This window comes from Bacillus sp. HY001, from assembly GCF_007558965.1.
Lineage (GTDB): Bacteria > Bacillota > Bacilli > Bacillales > Bacillaceae_G > Bacillus_A > Bacillus_A mobilis.
The window spans coordinates 36,709-57,284 of record NZ_VLTE01000017.1 but is presented as its reverse complement, the minus strand read 5'-3'; the positions used below and the strand labels follow the sequence as shown (position 1 = coordinate 57,284).

The window sequence follows — 20,576 nt, the reverse complement described above, 5'->3', positions numbered from 1 at the left end:
CTTTACACAATTAGCTCTTATGAATAAGTAGTGTGATAGAACCCCTCAAAAAATAAAATTCTATTCTTTTCGCCAATAAATACCGAAATCATCAATTTTCGTAATAGGAGCTTTTAAGTTTCTTTCATTTCTGAAATCTGTTACAGCCTCTGCACATGTTACCAATCCGTAATCATCAATAATAATATAGCCACCTGTTGAAACTTTATCGTATAAGTTTACAAGACTATCCATCGTTGATTCATACATATCACCATCAAGGCGAGCAATTGCAATTTTTTCTACCGGCGCTGAAGGTAAGGTATCTTTAAACCAACCCTTTAAAAATTTCACCTGATCATTTAATAAATCGTATTTTCTAAAGTTTTCTTGCACTGTTTCTAAAGAAACTCGTAAGTAATCGAATGTGTGCAAATAATCACCGTAATCTTTCGGATATTGTTCTAGGTTCGGTGCTGGCAGACCTTCAAAAGAATCGGCAACCCACACAGTACGATCCGTAATGTTGTTTGCCTGTAAAAAACCATTCATAAAAATGCATGATCCTCCGCGCCATACACCAGTTTCAATAAAATCACCTTCTATATTTTCCCTAACAACAGTTTCCATAGCCTCATGTAATTGATTCATACGTTTTCGACCAACCATACTGTGTGCTGCTCTTGGCCAATCATTGCCGCCTTGTCGTTCACTTTTTGAAACGCTTGGATCAACGATTTTTAAATTGTGATTTTCTACGTACTGCTTAAGAAATAAAGGAAGTGGAACTGTAACTGGTTCATATGATAGCTCTTTAGATATATGTAGAGAAGCAGGTAAGTATGGTTCGTATTCTAACCATATTTCAAATAAAATTGTTTTCTTTAATAACTCAAGATAAAGCTGGACAGCAGATTTATTTTCCATATAAGTGCCTCCTGCGGAATGTCATACAACATTATGATTATGTAGAAAAGAAAGATTTCATGATTGAATTTAACAATGAAAAAGCAGTAAAACTGATATCAGTTTTACTGCTAAGTACAAAATTAAGCGATTTTCTCAATAATAATGGATGCACTTGTACCAAGAGCTAGTGATAATCCAATTCCAGTAACAATTGCTTCAACGAGTGATGGTGTTGTAGTAATTTGTGTAATGGCTTGGATAACGATAGGAGCTCCAAGTGAAATTAAGCTTGTGCCCGCACCTGGTACTGGAATTCCATTAACTTGAATCCCAAGACTTCCTAATAAACTTACTGCCGCTGTATAAGCAATAACAGTAATTTTATAGAAACCAGTTTCACTAATTACGAAAGTATCGGCATCCATTTGAGAAATTGCCGTACCAAACTGAGATCCAACGGTATTAAATGGTACTGGATCATTAATCCCAAGAGCTAAAGAAACTGTAGCTGAGTTAAAGGCATACAACCCTGCTGGAAGTCCTAATCCAGAAGGTCCAGTAGGCCCAGTAGGCCCAGTCGATCCGGTAGCACCAGTAGGCCCAGTAGCGCCGGTTGATCCAGTAGCGCCGGTTGATCCAGTAGCACCAGTGTCTCCAGTAGGCCCAGTAGCGCCGGTTGATCCAGTAGCACCAGTGTCTCCAGTAGGCCCAGTAGCGCCGGTTGATCCAGTAGCACCAGTGTCTCCAGTAGCACCAGTAGGCCCAGTCGGTCCAGTAGGCCCAGTAGGTCCAGTAGGCCCAGTAGGCCCAGTCGGTCCAGTAGACCCAGTTGATCCAGTAGCTCCAGTTGGTACAGTTGGTCCAGTAGGCCCAGTCGGTCCAGTCGGTCCAGTAGGCCCGGTAGGAAGAGTAAACGGCGGTATTGGTGGTAATGTTGGTCCTACAAGATTAGGGTCAAATGCACTAGCTGATAAAGATTCATCGGGATTTAATCCATCTGAATAATTATTATTTGACATAAATTCACCTCCATAAAGCGTTCATTATATAGTAGATGCAAAACCGGAAGAAAATGACACGGACATTTGAATTATTGAAAAGAAATCTTAAACTACTTGTGAAAGTTAAAAAAATGGAAAGTTTATTGTATGTATAACATATGATTGATTTGGAAGAGGGTGATTATGTTGAACAAGCAAGGAATTACAATTAGTCTATGTATGATTGTTCGAGATGAGGAAAATACAATAGGTCGATGTTTAGACGCAGTAGAAAAAATTGTTGATGAAATTATTGTAGTTGATACAGGTTCTATTGATCGAACGAAAGAAATTGTAGCTCAATATACCTCTAACATATATGACTTTTCATGGATTAATGATTTTGCGGCAGCTAGAAATTTTTCTTTTTCGAAAGCAACGCAAGAATATATATTATGGCTAGATGCTGATGATGTGTTATTAGAAGATGCTCAAGAGGCATTGAACCTATTAAAAAGAGAATTAGATTCTAATGTGGATGCGGTTTCGATGCCCTATCATCTTGTAATGGATTCTAACGGAAAACCTTTATATTGTACAAAAAGATATCGACTTGTAAAGCGTGAAAAACAATTTCAATGGTTTGGAAAGGTGCATGAGTATTTAGCAGTTTTTGGTGAGACTTTTAATAGTGATGTTGCGATTACACATAAAAAAGAAAAGAAAGTAACGAACCGTAATTTGAAAATTTTTCAAGATACTGTAGCAGCTGGAGAAGAATTGAGTCCGAGAGATTTGTTTTATTACGCGAATGAATCTATGGATAATCAAAAATATGATGATGCAGTTCTACTATATGAAACCTTTCTTAATCAAGACGAAGGTTGGTATGAAGAGAAAATTTATGCCTGTGGTAAATTAGGAGATTGCTATGCAAAGCTTGGAATATGGGAGAAGGCCGTTGAATCTTGTGTAAAGTCATTTCGGTATGATGTCCCTAGAGGAGAGAATTGTACAAGAATAGGATATGTATATATGGAACAAGAAAAATACAATGAAGCAATTTTTTGGTTTAAACTTGCAACAGAAGTGCCAATGGCAACAGAGAGTCCTTTTCACAGTCCAGCTAGCTACACATGGATCCCTTATTTACAAATGTGTATTTGTTATAGCAAGTTAGGAGAGCAAGATAAAGCTTATTATTACAATGAATTAGCAGCTTCTTATGTTCCGAATAATGCTGCAATTGAATATAACCGCAAATATTTTCGGAGTGTTTTTGATAAACAATATAAATCGTTATAGGTTGCTTTTTTTAGAAATGGCTTATCACGATTCTAACTATAATAGATTGGTTATATAGTAAAGTATCGGTACATGTATAGATTTCATATGAGGTTTATATATCAAATTCAATTTGCATAAGGAGTGTGTGAAATGAATTCCCCAAAAAATTCTTTATATGAAGAAAAGTCTGGGCATTATTATAATGCAGTGAATCCGAATTTATTAAAGCATATAAAAAAGGAATGGAAAGAAGTTCTTGATATTGGTTGTTCGAGTGGTGCATTGGGAGCGGTCATAAAAGAAAACGGTACACGTGTATCAGGAATTGAGGCATTCCCAGAGGCGGCGGAACAAGCGAAAGAAAAACTAGATCATGTTGTTTTAGGCGATATAGAAACAATGGATATGCCGTATGAGGAAGAGCAATTTGATTGCGTTATATTTGGAGATGTATTAGAGCATTTATTTGATCCGTGGGCTGTAATAGAAAAAGTAAAACCATATATAAAGCAAAATGGTGTAATTTTGGCTAGTATACCGAACGTTTCTCACATCTCAGTATTAGCTCCCTTACTCGCTGGAAATTGGACGTATACAGAATATGGTTTATTAGATAAAACACATATTCGTTTCTTTACTTTTAATGAAATGCTACGAATGTTTTTAAAAGCAGGTTATTCGATTAGTAAAGTAGATCGTGTATATATTGATCATAAAATATATGAACCGCTTATTGAAGAACTATATGGAATTTGTAAAAAATATCGTCTGGGAAGTGGCTTCATGGCTGAGACGGTTGTATTTCAATATATTATTGAAGCAGAAAAATCGCAATTATGAGTGCGGCAGAGAAAACGATATTATTTGTTACGTGTATAAATGATCGGAAACTGTATGCACAATGTGCGCGACATATATTACAATTGGCAGTTCCTCCAGGATATACGATACAATTTATGCCGATTCGAAACGCAGAAAGTATGACGAGTGGATATAATAAAGCAATTTCGCATCCAGCGAAATATAAAATATATATACATCAAGATGTTTTTATTGTAAATGTAGGTTTTTTATACGGATTACTTCAATTGTTTCAGGAACATGAACATCTTGGAATGATTGGTATGGTTGGAGCACAATATGTTCCTCCAAATGGAACGTGGAATATAGGCAGGGGAATTGTTGGGAAAGTAATTGGTTATATGAATGATTTATTTTATATGGCAAGTCAAGAAAAGCCGTACCATGAGTCAAAAACATTTATGCCAGTTGAATGTATTGACGGTTTATTAATGGCAACGCAATACGATATTCCGTGGCGAGAAGACTTGTTTGATGGGTTTGACTTTTATGATGTATCTCAATCATTTGAATTTAGAAAAGCTGGCTATACAGTTGGGGTTCCTGTACAGCGTGATGCGTGGTGTATTCATTATCATTTTGATGTGAATATGACCAACTATGAAAAGTATAGAAAGATATTTGTGGAGCACTATATGTCAGATGTAAATCAAGACGAATAGAGGGGCTACAAGATGAAGGATCATACAATATTAGTCGTTGTTTGTATAAATAATGAAGATTTATTTGAACAATGCGAGAAACAAATAAGAAATCTTTTTGTTCCCCCTGGTTATGTCGTACAAATTTTTCCGATACGAGATGCGAAAAGTATGGCAAGTGCATATAACCGGGCACTTTCATATCCCGCGAAGTATAAGGTTTATATACATCAAGATACTTACCTTATTAATCGAGAGATGTTTTATACACTCATTTCTCTTTTTAAAGATAACGAAAAACTTGGTTTAATTGGCGTAGCTGGTGCTCAGTTTTTACCGAGCAACGGGATATGGTGGGAAGGGAAAAATTTAGTGGGGAAAGTGATTGAGTACAGAAGACAAAATTATCAATTGTTAAATTTAGATCAGCTGTTTTATGGGAATCAATCATTTATGTCAGTTCAGGCAATTGATGGATTATTAATGGCCACACAATATGATATTCCGTGGCGAGAAGACTTGTTTCAAGGATTCCACTTTTATGATGTGTCGCAGTCTTTAGAATTTCAAAAGGCGGGTTATTTAATTGGTATCCCTAATCAAGCAAATTTATGGTGTATTCACTACAACGGGGATGAGTTTGATGCGGATACATATGAGAAATATCGGAAAGTGTTTGTAGAACAGTACAAAGATATACTATCTCCATCATAAGGGAGAGATGTAGGATGAAAGGAATTATTTTAGCAGGTGGAACTGGATCGAGATTATATCCAATAACGAAAGTAACGAATAAACATTTGCTTCCTGTTGGACGTTATCCAATGATTTATCATGCGGTATATAAGCTGAAACAATGCGATATTACAGATATTATGATTATCACAGGGAAAGAGCATATGGGAGATGTTGTTAGTTTCTTAGGAAGCGGTCAAGAGTTTGGCGTGTCTTTTACGTATCGTGTGCAAGATAAGGCTGGGGGAATTGCACAAGCATTAGGACTTTGTGAAGATTTTGTCGGGAAAGATCGTATGGTAGTTATATTAGGAGATAATATTTTTTCAGATGACATTCGTCCGTACGTTGAAGAGTTTGCAAATCAAAAAGAAGGTGCGAAAGTACTGCTGCAATCTGTAGATGATCCGGAGAGATTTGGCGTAGCGCACATTCAAGACAGAAAAATAGTTGAAATTGAAGAAAAACCGAAAGAGCCGAAAAGTTCCTATGCAGTTACAGGAATTTATTTGTACGATTCGAAAGTCTTTTCTTATATAAAAGAATTAAAACCTTCCGCAAGGGGAGAACTTGAAATTACAGATATCAATAATTGGTATTTAAAACGAGAGGTACTTACTTATAATGAAATGGGCGGTTGGTGGACTGATGCGGGAACTCATGTTTCTCTTCAAAGGGCGAATACGTTAGCACGGGATATAAACTTTGGTAAACAGTTTAACGGAGAATAGGTGAGAATATGAAAGTTGTAGAAACAAACTTTATCGACGCAAAATTGTTAGAACCGAGGTTATTTGGAGATGAGCGTGGCTTTTTTACAGAAAGTTATAATAAGAAGGTACTAGAAACATTAGGAGTTACGTATTCATTTGTACAGGATAATGTTTCTTATTCGGCAGAAGCGGGAACGATTCGGGGATTACACTTTCAAAAAAATCCGAAAGCACAAACGAAACTTATTCAAGTTATGCAAGGAGCAATCTATGACGTTATCGTTGATTTGCGAAAAGATTCACCAACTTTTAAACAGTGGAGAGGATATATTTTAAGCGCCGATAATCACCGGCAATTATTAGTGCCAAAAGGATTTGCACACGGCTTTTGTACACTTGTCCCGCATACGATTGTTATGTATAAAGTAGATGAGTATTATAGCGCTGAGCATGACTCAGGGTTACTTTGGGAAGATAAAGAATTAGCAATTCCATGGCCGGTAACAAGTCCTATCTTGTCTGATAAAGATCGAATATTACCGTTACTCCAGGAATGTGAAGATAGCTTTTGAGTAGGAGAGTTGTTATATGAATATATTAGTAACAGGTGGGGCCGGATTTATTGGAAGTAATTTTGTTCATTACATGTTACAAAGCTATGAAACATATAAAATTATTAATTTCGATGCATTAACATATAGCGGGAATTTAAATAACGTGAAGTCTCTTCAAAATCATCCGAATTACTCTTTTGTAAAAGGGGAAATTCAAAACGGAGAGCTGCTGGAGCATGTTATTAAGGAGCGTGACGTACAAGTAATTGTCAATTTCGCCGCTGAATCACATGTGGACCGTAGCATTGAAAATCCGATTCCTTTTTATGATACAAATGTAATTGGGACAGTCACCTTATTAGAATTAGTAAAAAAATATCCACATATTAAACTCGTGCAAGTATCAACAGATGAGGTGTACGGCTCTTTAGGGAAAACAGGGCGATTTACCGAGGAAACCTCGTTAGCTCCAAATAGTCCATATTCTTCAAGTAAGGCGAGCGCCGACATGATAGCTTTATCTTATTATAAAACATATCAATTACCAGTTATAGTAACGCGTTGCTCCAATAACTATGGACCGTATCAATATCCTGAAAAGTTAATTCCGTTAATGGTTACGAATGCGTTGGAAGATAAAAAATTACCGTTATATGGCGATGGATTAAATGTAAGAGATTGGTTACATGTAACGGATCATTGTAGTGCGATTGACGTCGTTCTGCATAAGGGACGTATAGGGGAAGTATATAACATAGGTGGAAATAATGAAAAAACAAATATAGATGTTGTGGAACAAATCATGACTCTCTTAGGAAAAACGAAAAAAGACATTGCGTATGTTACAGACCGTTTAGGACATGATCGTCGTTATGCGATTGATGCACAAAAGATGAAGAATGAGCTCGGGTGGGAACCGCAGTATACGTTTGAACAGGGGTTGAAAGAAACGGTGGAATGGTATGAACATCATATAGAATGGTGGAAACCACTAAAAGAAAAGTAAGGGGCATATAAATGAAAGAACGGATTATCATAACAGGAGCAAACGGTCAATTGGGAAAGCAACTACAAGAAGAGTTAAATCCTGAAGAATATGACATATATCCATTTGATAAAAAGTTATTAGATATAACAAATATATCCCGAATGCAGCAAGTGGTACAAGAAATAAAGCCACATATCATTATTCATTGTGCAGCGTATACGAAGGTTGATCATGCAGAGAAAGAACAAGATATTGCTTATGTAATAAATGCAATAGGAGCTCGAAATGTAGCGGTTGCTTCCCAATTAGTAGGGGCGAAGTTAGTTTATATTAGCACTGATTATGTATTTCAGGGCGACAGACCGGAGGGATACGATGAATTTCATAATCCGGCGCCGATAAATATATACGGAGCTTCTAAGTATGCGGGAGAGCAGTTCGTTAAAGAGCTACATAATAAATACTTTATCGTTCGTACATCGTGGTTATATGGTAAGTATGGAAATAATTTTGTGAAAACGATGATGCGATTAGGTAAAGAAAGAGAAGAAGTATCTGTTGTAGCAGATCAAATCGGTTCTCCTACTTATGTGGCGGATTTAAATGTAATGATTAATAAGCTCATTCGTACTTCTTTATACGGTACGTATCATGTGTCAAATAGAGGTTCATGTTCTTGGTTTGAATTTGCAAAAAAAATATTTTTGGATGCAAATATGAAAGTGAATGTATTACCTGTTTCAACCGAAGAATTTGGATCAGCGGCAGCGAGACCGAAATATTCTATTTTCCAACATAACATGCTACGATTAAATGGTTTTTCACAAATGCCCTCTTGGGAAGAAGGATTAGAGCGTTTTTTTATAGAAACAAAAAGTCATTAACAAAATTTAAGTTAATGACTTTTTTGTTTGCCTTTAAGAGGTTTTATGGTACTATAATTATAGTATCAGGTACTAATAACAAGTATAAGCAATTCTGGGAGGATATATCATGGAACTATTACAAGGGAAAACATTTGTTGTTATGGGCGTTGCGAACCAAAGAAGTATTGCGTGGGGAATTGCTCGCTCTTTGCATAATGCAGGTGCAAAATTAATATTCACATTTGCAGGAGAACGTTTAGAGAGAAACGTTCGTGAATTAGCGGACACATTAGAAGGACAAGAATCACTTGTATTACCTTGTGATGTAACAAATGATGAAGAACTTACAGCTTGCTTTGAAACAATCAAGCAAGAGGTTGGTACAATTCACGGTGTTGCACACTGTATTGCTTTTGCAAATCGTGATGATTTAAAAGGTGAATTTGTAGATACTTCTCGCGATGGATTTTTACTTGCACAAAATATTAGCGCATTCTCTTTAACAGCTGTAGCAAGAGAAGCGAAGAAAGTAATGACAGAAGGCGGAAATATTTTAACGTTAACATACCTTGGCGGCGAGCGCGTTGTGAAAAACTATAACGTTATGGGTGTTGCGAAAGCTTCATTAGAAGCAAGCGTGAAATATTTAGCTAACGATTTAGGCCAACATGGCATTCGCGTTAACGCTATTTCTGCAGGACCAATTCGTACGTTATCTGCAAAAGGTGTAGGCGACTTTAACTCAATCTTAAGAGAAATTGAGGAGCGCGCACCACTTCGTCGTACAACAACTCCAGAGGAAGTTGGGGATACAGCAGTATTCTTATTCAGTGATTTAGCACGCGGCGTAACAGGAGAAAACATTCACGTTGATTCAGGGTATCATATCCTAGGATAAATATAATAGTAATTTTTAAAGGACAATCTCTACATGTTGAGATTGTCCTTTTTATTTGTTCTTAGAAAGAACGATTTTTAACGAAAGTTCTTACCACGTTATGAATATAACTATAATAGTACACAATTTATTCAGCTACGTATGGAAGTGGGAGGGACGAGTGTGAAGAATAAAAATAAAAGTTCAACAGTTGGAAAACCGTTGTTATATATTGCGCAAGTCAGTTTGGAACTTGCTGCACCGAAAATAAAAAGGATTATCTTAACAAACTTTGAAAATGAGGATCGAAGAGAAGAAAGTAATAGAAATGAAAATGCTGTAAGTAGTGCTGTGGAAGAGGTAATAGAACAACAAGAGCAACAAGTAGAAGAAATAGAAGAAATAGAAGAAGAGGAACAAGTACAAGAGCAGCAAGAACAGCAAGAGCCAGTGAGAACAGTCCCGTATAATAAATCATTTAAGGATATGAATAATGAAGAGAAAATTCATTTTTTATTAAACCGCCCTCATTATATTCCAAAAGTAAGGTGCAGAATAAAAACGGCTACCGTTTCTTATATTGGATCGATCATCTCGTATCGTAATGGAATTGTAGCTATTATGCCACCAAATAGTATGAGAGATATTAGGTTAGCTATAGAAGACATCAAATCGATTGATATGGCCGGCTTTTAAATATGTAAAGGTGGTAGAAAGCTTCTACCACCCCAATAGTTTTTTAGTTCACTTTATTTATTAGATAGAAACGTCGCGTAAGCACTGGATCGCACAGAAACAGCTTAAATCAACAGTGATGCAAGTAGATGTTGATACTAGTCGTGCATTTGGTACAGCTAAAAACGTACAAATTGGGTCGTCGCCAGGTGGTACAGTAGATCCATCACCTAATACAACAGTTAACACACGTAGTACAGCACAGCTATCATCGTCTACACTTTCCACACGGAAAATTGGGGATTGGCAGCTAGTAAGGCTTGCAGATGGTGCAAATGCTTCAAATGGTGTTCCAGCTTTTGTGTATAAAATAAAAGGGCGTGTATTCGCTACTGATGCCGTGTTGTGTGCGCCTAAAAATGGAATTTCACAACCAGATCCACATGTTGTCGTAGAACAATCTTGTAATTCATTGATGAATTTTACAACGTCAACTACACAATGAGAAGAGCTATGGTGTTTATTTTCGTTACAACTCATTAATGTCACTCCTTATCTTCTTGTTTGTATTTACATTAATAAGATATTGGAGTCGAGGAGATTTGGTCACAATCTCAAGACCTTTTTTTTTAAATAGGCGAAAGAAGATAAGGGAAGGTGGAATCATGCTGTTTACAAGTTGGCTTTTATTTTTTATTTTCGCGTTAGCTGCTTTTAGGCTCACTCGTTTAATTGTTTATGATAAAATTACAGCCTTTTTGCGGCGACCGTTTATTGATGAATTAGAGATTACAGAGCCGGATGGAAGTGTATCAACTTTTACAAAAGTAAAAGGTAAAGGATTAAGGAAGTGGATTGGCGAATTATTAAGCTGTTATTGGTGTACAGGTGTATGGGTTAGTGCTTTTTTATTAGTTTTATATAATTGGATCCCTATCGTTGCAGAGCCGTTACTTGCATTATTAGCTATTGCAGGTGCAGCAGCAATTATTGAAACGATCACAGGATATTTTATGGGAGAATAATATATTTTTATAATATGAGAGAAAGCGGAGTTTAAAAGAATGAGGGAACGGAAATAAAGAGTTGTTCATATAGTAAATAGACAGAATTGACAGTAGAGGAGATGTTTGCTGTGAGCAATAATCCAAGGCAAAATTCATATGACCTGCAGCAATGGTATCATATACAGCAACAACACCAAGCGCAACAACAGGCATATCAAGAACAATTACAGCAACAAGGATTTGTGAAGAAAAAGGGATGTAATTGTGGGAAAAAGAAGAATGTAATAAAACACTATGAAGAATGAAACACTCATGTTACTGTGAGTGTTTTTTATTATATATAAAAAGCGGTATTTCAAAGGAGAAATACCGCTTTTTACTAGCTAATTTGTGCAACTGTTAATGCTGCAGCACGGATGTCCACAGTTCCAAGCAGTTCAACTGGTACAATTTGAATTAAGTCACCAGGGTTTAAGTTAATAAGAATAACACCACTGGATACATCTACTTCACCAGTACCAATAACGTTAGAACGAACAGCTGTACCTGATCCAGGAATAATGTTAGCCGGCGTACCTAATGATAAGAAGAAACGACCAGCTTCTGGTGCTGTAGGAACGTTATCAAGACTAATTGTTAATGTATAACTGATTTGATAAATACCAGCTACTTGAATTCGAATGCCATCTCCGACACTTACTGTATTGTTTATTACAGGAACAGTAATGTTTGGGTTTGGACTTACGCTAGGTAATAGTAATGGTGTGAATAATGAAGCGAACTGAGGGCCGGAAGCGTTGAAAGCAAAACCGAAGGCAGGTAGTGTACTAGCTGGTTTCGCCTCACAATCAATGTTAGGAAATTCGCAATCAGAAGAGAACATGTTTTTCACTCCTTTATCTGTTTCTACTTTCAGTTAATGAAAAGGACAGGTTCTATGTTCTAGACAAGTTCCCAATTTTATGAAAAATACATAATAATACCTTTTAAGCATGGATTGGGTGGCAGAAAACTCTGCCACCCAATCCATGCTTAAATTAGTATTCAGTTTTATATAGAAACATCGCGTAAGCATTGAATAGCGCAGAAGCAACTTAAATCAACAGTAAGACAAGTGGAGCTTGATACGAGTCTTGCATTTGGTACAGCTAAAAACGTACAAATTGGGTCATCACCAGGTGGTACAGAGGTACCATCACCTAAAACTACAGTCAATACACGCAATACAGCACAGTCATCATCATCTATACTTTCTACGCGGAAAATTGGAGATTGGCAGCTAGTAAGGCTTGCAGATGGTGCAAAGGCTTCAAAAGGTGTTCCAGCTTTTGTGTATAAAATAAAAGGACGTGTATTTGCTACTGATGCATTGTTATGTGCACCTAAAAATGGAACTTCGCAACCAGATCCACATGTTGTCGTGGCACATTCTTGTAATTCATGTATAAAACGAACGACATTTGATACACAATTGAAATCAAAATCATGTTGATTATCTTCGTTACAATTGCAGCTCATTATGTTCACTCCTTATCGTGAGTTCTGACATACACTATTACAATATGAATGGGATATGGTTGATATTACGTTAATTCTTATGATGAAAACAGGGAATTTATATAGTAGGGATGTACATAATGCAATATGAAAAAAAGACATCCTTATTTAGTGGATGTCTTTTCAGGTAAATCTTTTCGCGCAGTATATAAAAAACGAGAGATATCTAATTTTTTTCCTCTGAAAAATTGCGGAGAGGAAATGTAAAGTTCTTCTTTCGCACGTGTAATTGCGACATAAAGTAATCGACGTTCTTCTTCTAAAGCTTCAGAAGTCTCTGTAACACGATCATTGGCATCTTTTAAAGAAGAAGTATGGGGGAGAATACCATCGCTCGCTCCAAGTAAAAAGACGCATGGAAATTCAAGACCTTTTGCGTTATGAATAGACATAAGCGAAACAGCATTTTTTTCCGGCATTGTTTTTAATGCTTCCATTTCTTTTTGACCTTGAATTGCTTCATCAATAAATTGTAAGTATGCTGGAATATCGGTGAAACGAGTTGCAGACTCCATTAATTCTTCTAACATTTCTTCTTGTATATCTTTATGCATCGTAAAGGAAGAGCGATCATTACTTTGTAAGTACTCTAAATACTTTCCTTTACCATGAATAATTTCTTTTAATGCTTTTTTCGGTTCTAATTCTTTTATAAATTTAATAAAATCGATACGCTCATTTACCTTTTTCACTTGAAAAGGTTTTAAGCTCGGATTTAATAATAAGAAATGAAGAAGAGAAGGGAAACGGCCCTCACCATATTTCCATTGTTCACGCTCAATAAATGAAATACAATCATCACGCCCAATATACATCGTTGGTAATATATTGGAAAGTGATTCTAATCGAAACGGTTCAATCACGAGTCTTAAATGATCTAATACAGGCTTAATTAAAGAATGTTCATAAAATGATTGACTCGCCCCGTGCTTAATAAACGGGATTTTGTGAATGGTAAGCTGATCAAGTAACGAACGGCTTACAGAATGTGTGCGGTACAGTAAACAAAAATCTTTAAAGTTACGTTCGCCGCTATCTACTTTTTCTTGAATGAGCTGCAAAATTTGATTTGCTTCATCAAGAGTCGTAGCAGGTCTTGCGTAAAAAGGTTGTACACCTTCTTCGCGCACAGAATATAGCTCTTTATCAAAACGTTCTTGATTTAGTTTGATAACTTCATTTCCAAGTCCGACGATAAAAGGATTGGATCGATAATTTGTATTCAGTGCGATAATCGTAGTGTTATCAAATTCTTTTGGAAAAGATAAAATAATTTGGTGACTTGCTCCTCGCCAACCGTATATCGCCTGGTCGTCATCACCTGCGATAAATAAATTATTTCTTGGCGTGGCTAACAATTTTACAATTTCATATTGTGCATACGATGTATCTTGGAACTCATCTACTTCAATATAGTGGAAACGTTGTTGTAATTGGGTAAGTAAAGGAGCGTTACTTTCTAACATATAATACGTTTCTAATAAGATGTCATCGAAATCAATATAATTATATCGTTGTTTCACTTCTTCAAAACGCTCGTATACTTCTTTAAATTCTTGTTCAACGGGTGTTTTTGCTTTTACATCTTTCGGACGATTCAATTTGTTTTTCTCAAGTGAAATCATAGCGAGCATCGTTTCAGCATCATAATCGTCTTTTAAGCGTAACTCTTTTAAAATTTTCTTTATCATAATTTGCTTATGTTTTTCATTTGCTAAAATTTGCTGATTATATCCTTGACTACGAAGCAATTTTAAAAAGACAGAGTGGAATGTACCAGCAACAACGTAGCTACTTGCAGCACGATTCATACCTGGTAAATTCGCTACACGATTTCGGATTTCTTCAGCTGCTTTTTGTGTAAATGTAAGCAATAAAATATTGCGCGGATGAACTTGTTTTACATTTACTAAATAACCTACGCGAGTTGTTAAAACAGACGTTTTCCCGCTTCCAGCACCAGCTAATGTAAGGACAGGGCCTTCTGTCGTTCGCACGGCTTCTAATTGTTTTTCATTTAAAAATACATTTTGTTGCTCGAGAGCGCGGAAATACGCTGCATCCGCATCTTCTTCCATAATTAAATGGGTAGATGTTTTCGGAATATGATATGTTGCACGCGGAATATCAGCGTGCGTTAATGATTTTTGTGAAAATTTTTCTTGTGTCATATATTCACCTTCAAAACTATAGCATCAACATTTAACTTTAGCGGAAGAAAAAGAAAATAGCAATGTAAAAAACAGGAGGGGATACCTCCTGTTTTCAAATTACAATTCTTTTATCATAACGATGTGAGGAATATTTGCTTCCATGAATACATCAGAATTTGTTACATATCCAAGTTTCTTATAGAAATCTTCAGCATGTGTTTGGGCGTGCAGCTTTAATTTTGGTAGCGAGTTTTCCTTCGCATACGCTTCAAGTGCATCCATAACAATTTTTCCAATGCCTTTTTTACGATGGGAAGCCAGTACGCAAATGCGTTCCATTTTTCCTATTCCATCCAGTATGCGAAAACGACCAGCACCAACTGGAACATCATTATCATATATAACAACGTGTGTTGAAGCTTCTTCAAACTCATCATACTCTTCTGCAGCAGAAACTTGTTGTTCATTCACAAATACTTGCTTACGTACAGAGAATGCGTCTCTTAGTTGTTCGTCCGTTTGTACGATCTGTGCGTGCAAATTAGTTGTGCCCCTTTCCAAGGTGGAATGTTTCGTGTACAGTCCATGTTCCATTTTCTAATTGATATAGAAGATGGAAGCGATCAATTGGTTGTTCATAATAGAAATCTTTCATACGTAATCGACCTAATACATCAGCATGCTCTGCATCTGATAAGCCTTGTCCGATTGTTAAATGAGGTACGAAAGCATATTCGCGTTCTTGTGTAAAGAATTCACTATGCATTTCTTCATTTAAGAAAGTAAGTTCAGGTGTTTTTTCTACTTTAAAATAAAGAACATTATTAACAGGTGCGAATGAACCAACTTTTCCGACGTGAAGGGTGAAAGGGTTCGTTTTACTTGCGATTGTATGTAACTCATTTACAATCGATTCTAAGTGTTCATCTTGCGTCTCAAAGGGTGTTTTCAATGTAATGTGTGGCGGAACTAATGCGTAGTGCGGATCATAACGTTTACGCAATCCGTTCGCTTTATCTTGAATCATTTTAGATGGAAAAATTACAATGCCTAATTTCATGTTCCAATTCCTCCCTTTGTAAGTCTAGTTAGATTTTGAGAAAAACAAATCTCTCTATCTATTATATCAAATTATTCTGAATACTGCTCTCTATTATTTCATTGATAGAATATGAGAGAAAGCTTTCGGTAAATCAGTTTGCCAATATTTCCACGTGTGGTTACCTTCAAACTCCTCGTAATGCGTGATGAAATTTCTATCTGTCAGAAGCGTATTAAGCTCACGGTTCGGCCCTACGAAATCAGATACTTGTCCATCCGTGCGCTTTACAGCTGTTTCTTCTGTCCCAATAACGTGATAAAGGTCTAGCGCCTCCGGATTTTTGAAGTCTTTTGCTAAGTTCATCACTGTTTCATCCACAAATGGTGATTGCATAACGACTTTACCGAATGTATGCGGATACATAAGTGCGGTCATGAAGGAAACTGTTCCGCCAAGAGAATCACCAATTAACACACGACCTTTTCCCATTTGGTACGTTGGATAATTTTCATCGATATATGGTGCAAGTTCATGAGCAAGGAAACGAATATACGCAGCGTTTTTTACTTCATTTGGGAAATATTTTTCTTTACGATCGTGTACATTTTTATATGGAATACCGACAATAATTGTACGGTCAATTTCTTCAGTTTCACGAAGGCGCTCAATTACACGGTGCGCTTTACCAAGCTGAAAATAATCTCTACCATCTTGTGCAATTACAACTGTATGTTTGTGCAGTGGTGTGTAATTTACCGGTAAGTAAACGAGAAGTGTAACATCTTCTTGAAGTGATGCACTATAAAATGAAATTTCTTCAATTCTCCCGATTGTTTGATTCATGTAGATCCCCCTAAATAAAAATTTACTGTAATGATTGTAAGAGCGACGCTTGTAGTGAAAAAGCAAGAAATATTCACTAATAGGTGCTTTCGTTTCTATTTTACCATAATGGTACGAAGAATCTAAAAAATTAGTATTTAAGTTATGAAAGAAAACGGATATAATGAAGTGGGATTTTTGACAGGTGAGAGGGGAGACGGAATTTGAAACAAGAAAGATCAATCGCACTACCGTTAGCCATTTCCATTATAGCCATTTCATTCGCAGCAGTTTTTGTAAAGATGTCCTCAGCACCATCTTCCATATTAAGTATGTACCGATTATGGATTATCGTACTTATTATGCTGCCTATCGTTTGGAAAAAGCGGGAAGAATTTAGTAAGATTCAACTAAAAGATTGGGGGTTTTTAATTGGATCTGGTTTCTTTTTAGCACTTCATTTTCTATTATGGTTTGAATCTTTAAAGCATACGACAGTTGCTAGTTCGACGATTATTTTAGCGCTTCAACCAATCGTATCTTTAGTTGGAGGTTTTTTCTTATTTAAAGAAAGAACAACATACTCAGCTATTGCAACAATGGGAATTGCGATATTAGGCGTAATGTGTATTGGTTGGGGAGATTTAGGGCTAAGTGAACAAGCAATTTATGGAGATATATTATCCTTTTTAAGTGTAATAGCGGTTGTCGGTTATTTATTTATCGGGCAAACGACAGTAAAGAAAGTATCACACTGGATTTACAGCTTTACAGTTTTTGCATTCGCAGGTATTTTTATGGGGATTTATAATATAGTGTTGCAAGTGCCTTTTACAGGTTATACGAAGTGGGATTGGACCGTTTTTCTTTTACTTGCGGTTGTTCCGACAGTGTCACACGTCATTAATAATTGGTTATTAAACTACGTAAATGCAACAACAATTTCAATGAGTATTTTAGGAGAACCCGTTGGAGCATCTATACTAGCGTTCTTCTTACTCGGTGAAAGACTAAATGTAATGCAAATTATCGGTAGCATGCTCGTATTGTTTGGTGTATCTGTTTTCTTACTACAGCAACAAAAACGAACAGCAAAAAATGTAGTAAACGAGCCGGCGTATACACAGGAATTATAATGTTAGAGGAGAAAAGAGAAGTTGTGATACTTCTCTTTTTGTTTTATAGAAATACGGGTGTGGAAGGGGGAAGTTTAATGGAATTTCCATCAAAAAAAGATGTATGGTTATATCCGATTTTTTTCGTTGTCATTGGAGCGTGTTTTGCTCCCTTATTTGCAGGGAGAGAGTATTTTCTTTTATTTTTTACAATTCCATTAGCAATATTATTTATTTGGAGTTGGTTTTCGACAAGATATATCGTCGGAGAAGAAACAATTACGATTAAATCCGGTTTCGTTAAAAAGCGCATATTTATACGAGATATAAAACAAATTTCAAATACGAAAAATCCAGTAGCAGCTCATGCCTTATCATTTGATCGACTTGAAATTATTTATGGATCACATCAAACAGAAATTATTTCTCCTAAAGATAAAGAGCAATTCATCAATCTCGTTACAAGTAAAAATTCATACATTGAAACAAAGTAAAAGAGTGGCTACGTAGCCACTCTTTTACTTTGGATTTGTCATATAAGGTTGTACATGAATCATGCATAGGTCACGGAACTTTCCTTCAGCAGTTGTGACAATTACGACTGCTCTTCCGGCACTTTTTCCAGTAATTGTTACCGTATCACCTTTTGGATACATTGTGATAACATCAGCATTCATATTTGTCCAAACAAGTTCTGTATTCGTTGCTTGCACTGGCAAAACAGAAGCTGATAACTCAGTGCTTTGTCCAGTTCTTACTTTCAACTTATTTTTTTCCATATGAACACCAATGACTGAAATAACAGAAGGAGCAATTGTAATTTTGGGTGGATTAGGTTGTATGTTTAAACAAGACGCAGAAGTATTTGTGATAGGTGAAAATTTTCGTGTTTGTTGTTGCTGGAAAGCTGCTAACATGTTGGAGTCCCCTTTCTGTATAAGTGCTGATAGTACTACTATAAAGGAGTAGTGTTATGTTTAATTTAACGAAACATAAAGAAATTGTTAAATTCGAGCAGAAGATTGTCGAACTTTGATATAAAGAAAGCTCTGCTGTTACGATAGCAGAGCTGTTCCTTTATAGATTATGACTATGTTGTTTTTCGAAATCCTCAAATTGCTCTTCAACTTCTTTTGAAGGTTGTGTTAGTAAACTAACAATTACGATTACTAGTAAACTAATAGTGAAACCAGGAATCATTTCATATAAGAATTCTTTTAAGAATTCGAATTGAGTCCAAATAATTACTGTAGCGGCACCAGAAATCATACCAGCAAGTGCGCCCCACTTCGTCATACGTTTCCAATATAAGCTTAATAAAATAGCAGGTCCGAATGAAGAACCAAATCCAGCCCAAGCGTATCCAACAAGAGCTAAAATCGTATCATTTTGTTTAAACGCTAAAGCGCACCCAACTAATGCAATAACAAGTACAGCCATACGACCGACGAATACAAGTTCTTTATCAGAAGCAGAACGTTTAAAGAATGTACGATATAAATCTTCTGTTATAGCACTAGAAGTAACAAGTAATTGAGATGAAATTGTACTCATAATAGCTGCTAAAATAGCTGCTAATAAAAATCCAGTAATAAGTGGATGGAATAAAATCTTTCCAAGCTCAAGGAAAATTGTTTCTGGGTTAGATAATGTTAACTCTTGTTGTGAGTAGTAAGCAATACCGATCAGGCCAGTAAACATAGCTCCGACAACAGAGAAAATCATCCAGCTCATACCAATTCTTCGTGCGCTTTTAATCTCTTTTACAGAAGAAATCGCCATAAAGCGTACGATAATATGAGGTTGTCCAACATAACCAAGGCCCCATGCAAATAAAGAAATAATCCCTAAGGTAGAGGCACCTTTAAAAATATCTAAACGTGTTGGATCTACAGATCGAATTGTATCAAATGCAGGTCCAAGTCCGTTCGAATTCATAATTGTTACGATAGGAACAAGAATAAGAGCAACTACCATAATGATTCCTTGCACGAAGTCTGTCCAACTTACTGCTAAGAAACCACCAAATAATGTGTAAGCGACAACAACGCCTGCAACAATGAATAATCCAACGTGGTAGTTCATACCAAATGAATTTTCAAATAATACAGCGCCTGAAACTAATCCTGAAGCTACATAAAAAGTAAAGAAAATCATAATAACAAGTCCGGATACTAAGCGTAGCATGTGAGATTTGTCTTGGAAGCGGTGTTCCAAAAATTCTGGGATAGTAATAGAGTTGTTTGCAATTTCAGAGTAGGTACGTAAGCGAGGAGCGACATAAAGCCAGTTTGCGTATGCGCCTAGTGTTAGGCCGATCGCAATCCAACTACTACTTAATCCAACGCTAAACATTGCACCGGGTAATCCCATTAAAAGCCAACCACTCATATCGGATGCTCCAGCACTTAATGCTGTTACTGCGGGGCCTAGTGTACGCCCGCCAAGCATATAATCTGTTAAGTTGGACGTTCGTTTATAGGCGAAATAGCCAATTACTAACATCCCGAGCATGTAAATAGAGATAGAAGTTAAAGTTAACATCTGCGTACTCATGAAGTTCCCCTTCCTTTTGTCATGTCTATTGATGCGTTATGCATATTTATAATCTATCATGATTATTCTGAAAAATCCATACAGAAATACGAATTTTCAGAAATGTAAGCGTTTTTTGACATCATTTTACTTTTTTAATATATAATATTCATGCAAAAAACCTTATTTTTAATAGAGTATTTATTATATTTACATAAAAAGAGGTTGTTTTGTCAATATAATATTGAAAGAAGAGAAAAATAAAATTCTTTTAAAAGTA

At 36.2% G+C, this 20,576-nt stretch carries 25 protein-coding genes; 14 read left to right on the top strand and 11 right to left on the bottom strand.

All coding sequences use genetic code 11. The features are described from left to right. Positions 1–60 precede the first annotated feature (60 nt). Entirely contained in the window at positions 61–906 is an 846-nt protein-coding gene (locus FOT98_RS10705) for a TylF/MycF family methyltransferase (RefSeq protein WP_063260251.1), read from the bottom strand. A gap of 122 nt (positions 907–1,028) precedes the next feature. Next, positions 1,029–1,907 carry a BclA C-terminal domain-containing protein gene (locus FOT98_RS10700; RefSeq protein ID WP_144291059.1) on the bottom strand — a complete coding sequence of 293 codons (879 nt, stop codon included), beginning with the start codon at positions 1,905–1,907 and terminating at the stop codon, positions 1,029–1,031. A gap of 165 nt (positions 1,908–2,072) precedes the next feature. Here FOT98_RS10700 and FOT98_RS10695 point away from each other — a divergent pair, with 165 nt between their 5' ends. From FOT98_RS10695 to FOT98_RS10650, 10 genes are all read left to right on the top strand, one after another. After that, positions 2,073–3,173, top strand: coding sequence for a glycosyltransferase (locus FOT98_RS10695; protein ID WP_063260253.1), 1,101 nt, complete (start codon positions 2,073–2,075; stop codon positions 3,171–3,173). A gap of 132 nt (positions 3,174–3,305) precedes the next feature. Continuing rightward, entirely contained in the window at positions 3,306–3,995 is a 690-nt protein-coding gene (locus FOT98_RS10690; protein WP_063260254.1) for a class I SAM-dependent methyltransferase, read from the top strand. Next, positions 3,992–4,678, top strand: a complete 687-nt coding sequence (locus FOT98_RS10685) for a glycosyltransferase family protein (RefSeq protein ID WP_063260255.1) — start codon at positions 3,992–3,994, stop codon at positions 4,676–4,678. Before FOT98_RS10690 ends, FOT98_RS10685 begins: the two co-directional genes overlap by 4 nt. 12 nt (positions 4,679–4,690) lie before the next feature. After that, positions 4,691–5,371: a glycosyltransferase family protein gene (locus FOT98_RS10680; protein WP_063260256.1), complete on the top strand. Its 681-nt coding sequence runs from the start codon at positions 4,691–4,693 to the stop codon at positions 5,369–5,371. A 14-nt stretch (positions 5,372–5,385) separates the two neighbouring features. After that, the gene (locus FOT98_RS10675; protein WP_061678749.1) at positions 5,386–6,123 is read left to right on the top strand and encodes a sugar phosphate nucleotidyltransferase; all 738 of its coding nucleotides are present in this window, start codon (positions 5,386–5,388) and stop codon (positions 6,121–6,123) included. A gap of 8 nt (positions 6,124–6,131) precedes the next feature. After that, a complete protein-coding gene (rfbC, locus tag FOT98_RS10670) occupies positions 6,132–6,677 on the top strand; it encodes a dTDP-4-dehydrorhamnose 3,5-epimerase (RefSeq protein ID WP_061678750.1) in 546 nt (181 codons plus the stop codon). A gap of 16 nt (positions 6,678–6,693) precedes the next feature. Beyond that, on the top strand, positions 6,694–7,665 hold the full coding sequence (gene rfbB, locus FOT98_RS10665; protein ID WP_063260257.1) for a dTDP-glucose 4,6-dehydratase: 972 nt from the start codon (positions 6,694–6,696) through the stop codon (positions 7,663–7,665). 11 nt (positions 7,666–7,676) lie between these two features. Further along, entirely contained in the window at positions 7,677–8,531 is an 855-nt protein-coding gene (gene rfbD, locus FOT98_RS10660; protein ID WP_063260258.1) for a dTDP-4-dehydrorhamnose reductase, read from the top strand. Positions 8,532–8,640: 109 nt separating this feature from the next. Beyond that, the gene (gene fabI / locus FOT98_RS10655) at positions 8,641–9,411 is read left to right on the top strand and encodes an enoyl-ACP reductase FabI (protein ID WP_002158869.1); all 771 of its coding nucleotides are present in this window, start codon (positions 8,641–8,643) and stop codon (positions 9,409–9,411) included. Between the two features lie 141 nt (positions 9,412–9,552). Beyond that, entirely contained in the window at positions 9,553–10,086 is a 534-nt protein-coding gene (locus FOT98_RS10650) for a spore coat CotO family protein (RefSeq protein ID WP_080467511.1), read from the top strand. 60 nt (positions 10,087–10,146) lie between these two features. On the opposite strand, the gene exsY is transcribed toward FOT98_RS10650, so the two are convergent. Continuing rightward, positions 10,147–10,605: an exosporium assembly protein ExsY gene (gene exsY, locus FOT98_RS10645; protein WP_061678754.1), complete on the bottom strand. Its 459-nt coding sequence runs from the start codon at positions 10,603–10,605 to the stop codon at positions 10,147–10,149. Positions 10,606–10,730: 125 nt separating this feature from the next. Here exsY and FOT98_RS10640 point away from each other — a divergent pair, with 125 nt between their 5' ends. Both FOT98_RS10640 and FOT98_RS10635 read left to right on the top strand, forming a co-directional pair. Further along, positions 10,731–11,090, top strand: coding sequence for a DUF1360 domain-containing protein (locus tag FOT98_RS10640; RefSeq protein ID WP_000899662.1), 360 nt, complete (start codon positions 10,731–10,733; stop codon positions 11,088–11,090). 101 nt (positions 11,091–11,191) lie between these two features. Then, positions 11,192–11,377, top strand: coding sequence for a hypothetical protein (locus tag FOT98_RS10635; RefSeq protein ID WP_061678755.1), 186 nt, complete (start codon positions 11,192–11,194; stop codon positions 11,375–11,377). 74 nt (positions 11,378–11,451) lie between these two features. On the opposite strand, the gene exsF is transcribed toward FOT98_RS10635, so the two are convergent. From exsF to FOT98_RS10605, 6 genes are all read right to left on the bottom strand, one after another. After that, positions 11,452–11,955 carry an exosporium protein ExsF gene (gene exsF / locus FOT98_RS10630; RefSeq protein WP_061678756.1) on the bottom strand — a complete coding sequence of 168 codons (504 nt, stop codon included), beginning with the start codon at positions 11,953–11,955 and terminating at the stop codon, positions 11,452–11,454. Positions 11,956–12,122: 167 nt separating this feature from the next. Then, positions 12,123–12,590 carry a spore coat protein CotY gene (gene cotY, locus FOT98_RS10625; protein WP_061678757.1) on the bottom strand — a complete coding sequence of 156 codons (468 nt, stop codon included), beginning with the start codon at positions 12,588–12,590 and terminating at the stop codon, positions 12,123–12,125. Positions 12,591–12,733: 143 nt separating this feature from the next. Beyond that, the gene (locus tag FOT98_RS10620; protein WP_063260260.1) at positions 12,734–14,800 is read right to left on the bottom strand and encodes an ATP-dependent helicase; all 2,067 of its coding nucleotides are present in this window, start codon (positions 14,798–14,800) and stop codon (positions 12,734–12,736) included. Between the two features lie 99 nt (positions 14,801–14,899). Further along, positions 14,900–15,322 carry a GNAT family N-acetyltransferase gene (locus FOT98_RS10615; protein WP_063260261.1) on the bottom strand — a complete coding sequence of 141 codons (423 nt, stop codon included), beginning with the start codon at positions 15,320–15,322 and terminating at the stop codon, positions 14,900–14,902. Position 15,323: 1 nt separating this feature from the next. After that, entirely contained in the window at positions 15,324–15,842 is a 519-nt protein-coding gene (locus tag FOT98_RS10610) for a YjcG family protein (protein ID WP_061678759.1), read from the bottom strand. A gap of 93 nt (positions 15,843–15,935) precedes the next feature. Continuing rightward, on the bottom strand, positions 15,936–16,667 hold the full coding sequence (locus FOT98_RS10605) for an alpha/beta hydrolase (protein ID WP_001076844.1): 732 nt from the start codon (positions 16,665–16,667) through the stop codon (positions 15,936–15,938). Between the two features lie 203 nt (positions 16,668–16,870). Between FOT98_RS10605 and FOT98_RS10600 the strand changes: the two genes are divergently transcribed. Both FOT98_RS10600 and FOT98_RS10595 read left to right on the top strand, forming a co-directional pair. After that, positions 16,871–17,782: a DMT family transporter gene (locus tag FOT98_RS10600; protein WP_063260262.1), complete on the top strand. Its 912-nt coding sequence runs from the start codon at positions 16,871–16,873 to the stop codon at positions 17,780–17,782. A gap of 77 nt (positions 17,783–17,859) precedes the next feature. Further along, the gene (locus FOT98_RS10595; RefSeq protein ID WP_063260263.1) at positions 17,860–18,255 is read left to right on the top strand and encodes a PH domain-containing protein; all 396 of its coding nucleotides are present in this window, start codon (positions 17,860–17,862) and stop codon (positions 18,253–18,255) included. 24 nt (positions 18,256–18,279) lie between these two features. Here FOT98_RS10595 and FOT98_RS10590 read toward each other — a convergent pair whose 3' ends face one another. Further along, positions 18,280–18,678 carry an Ig-like domain-containing protein gene (locus tag FOT98_RS10590; protein ID WP_063260264.1) on the bottom strand — a complete coding sequence of 133 codons (399 nt, stop codon included), beginning with the start codon at positions 18,676–18,678 and terminating at the stop codon, positions 18,280–18,282. A 160-nt stretch (positions 18,679–18,838) separates the two neighbouring features. Further along, the gene (gene putP / locus FOT98_RS10585) at positions 18,839–20,317 is read right to left on the bottom strand and encodes a sodium/proline symporter PutP (RefSeq protein ID WP_063260265.1); all 1,479 of its coding nucleotides are present in this window, start codon (positions 20,315–20,317) and stop codon (positions 18,839–18,841) included. Positions 20,318–20,576 lie beyond the last annotated feature (259 nt).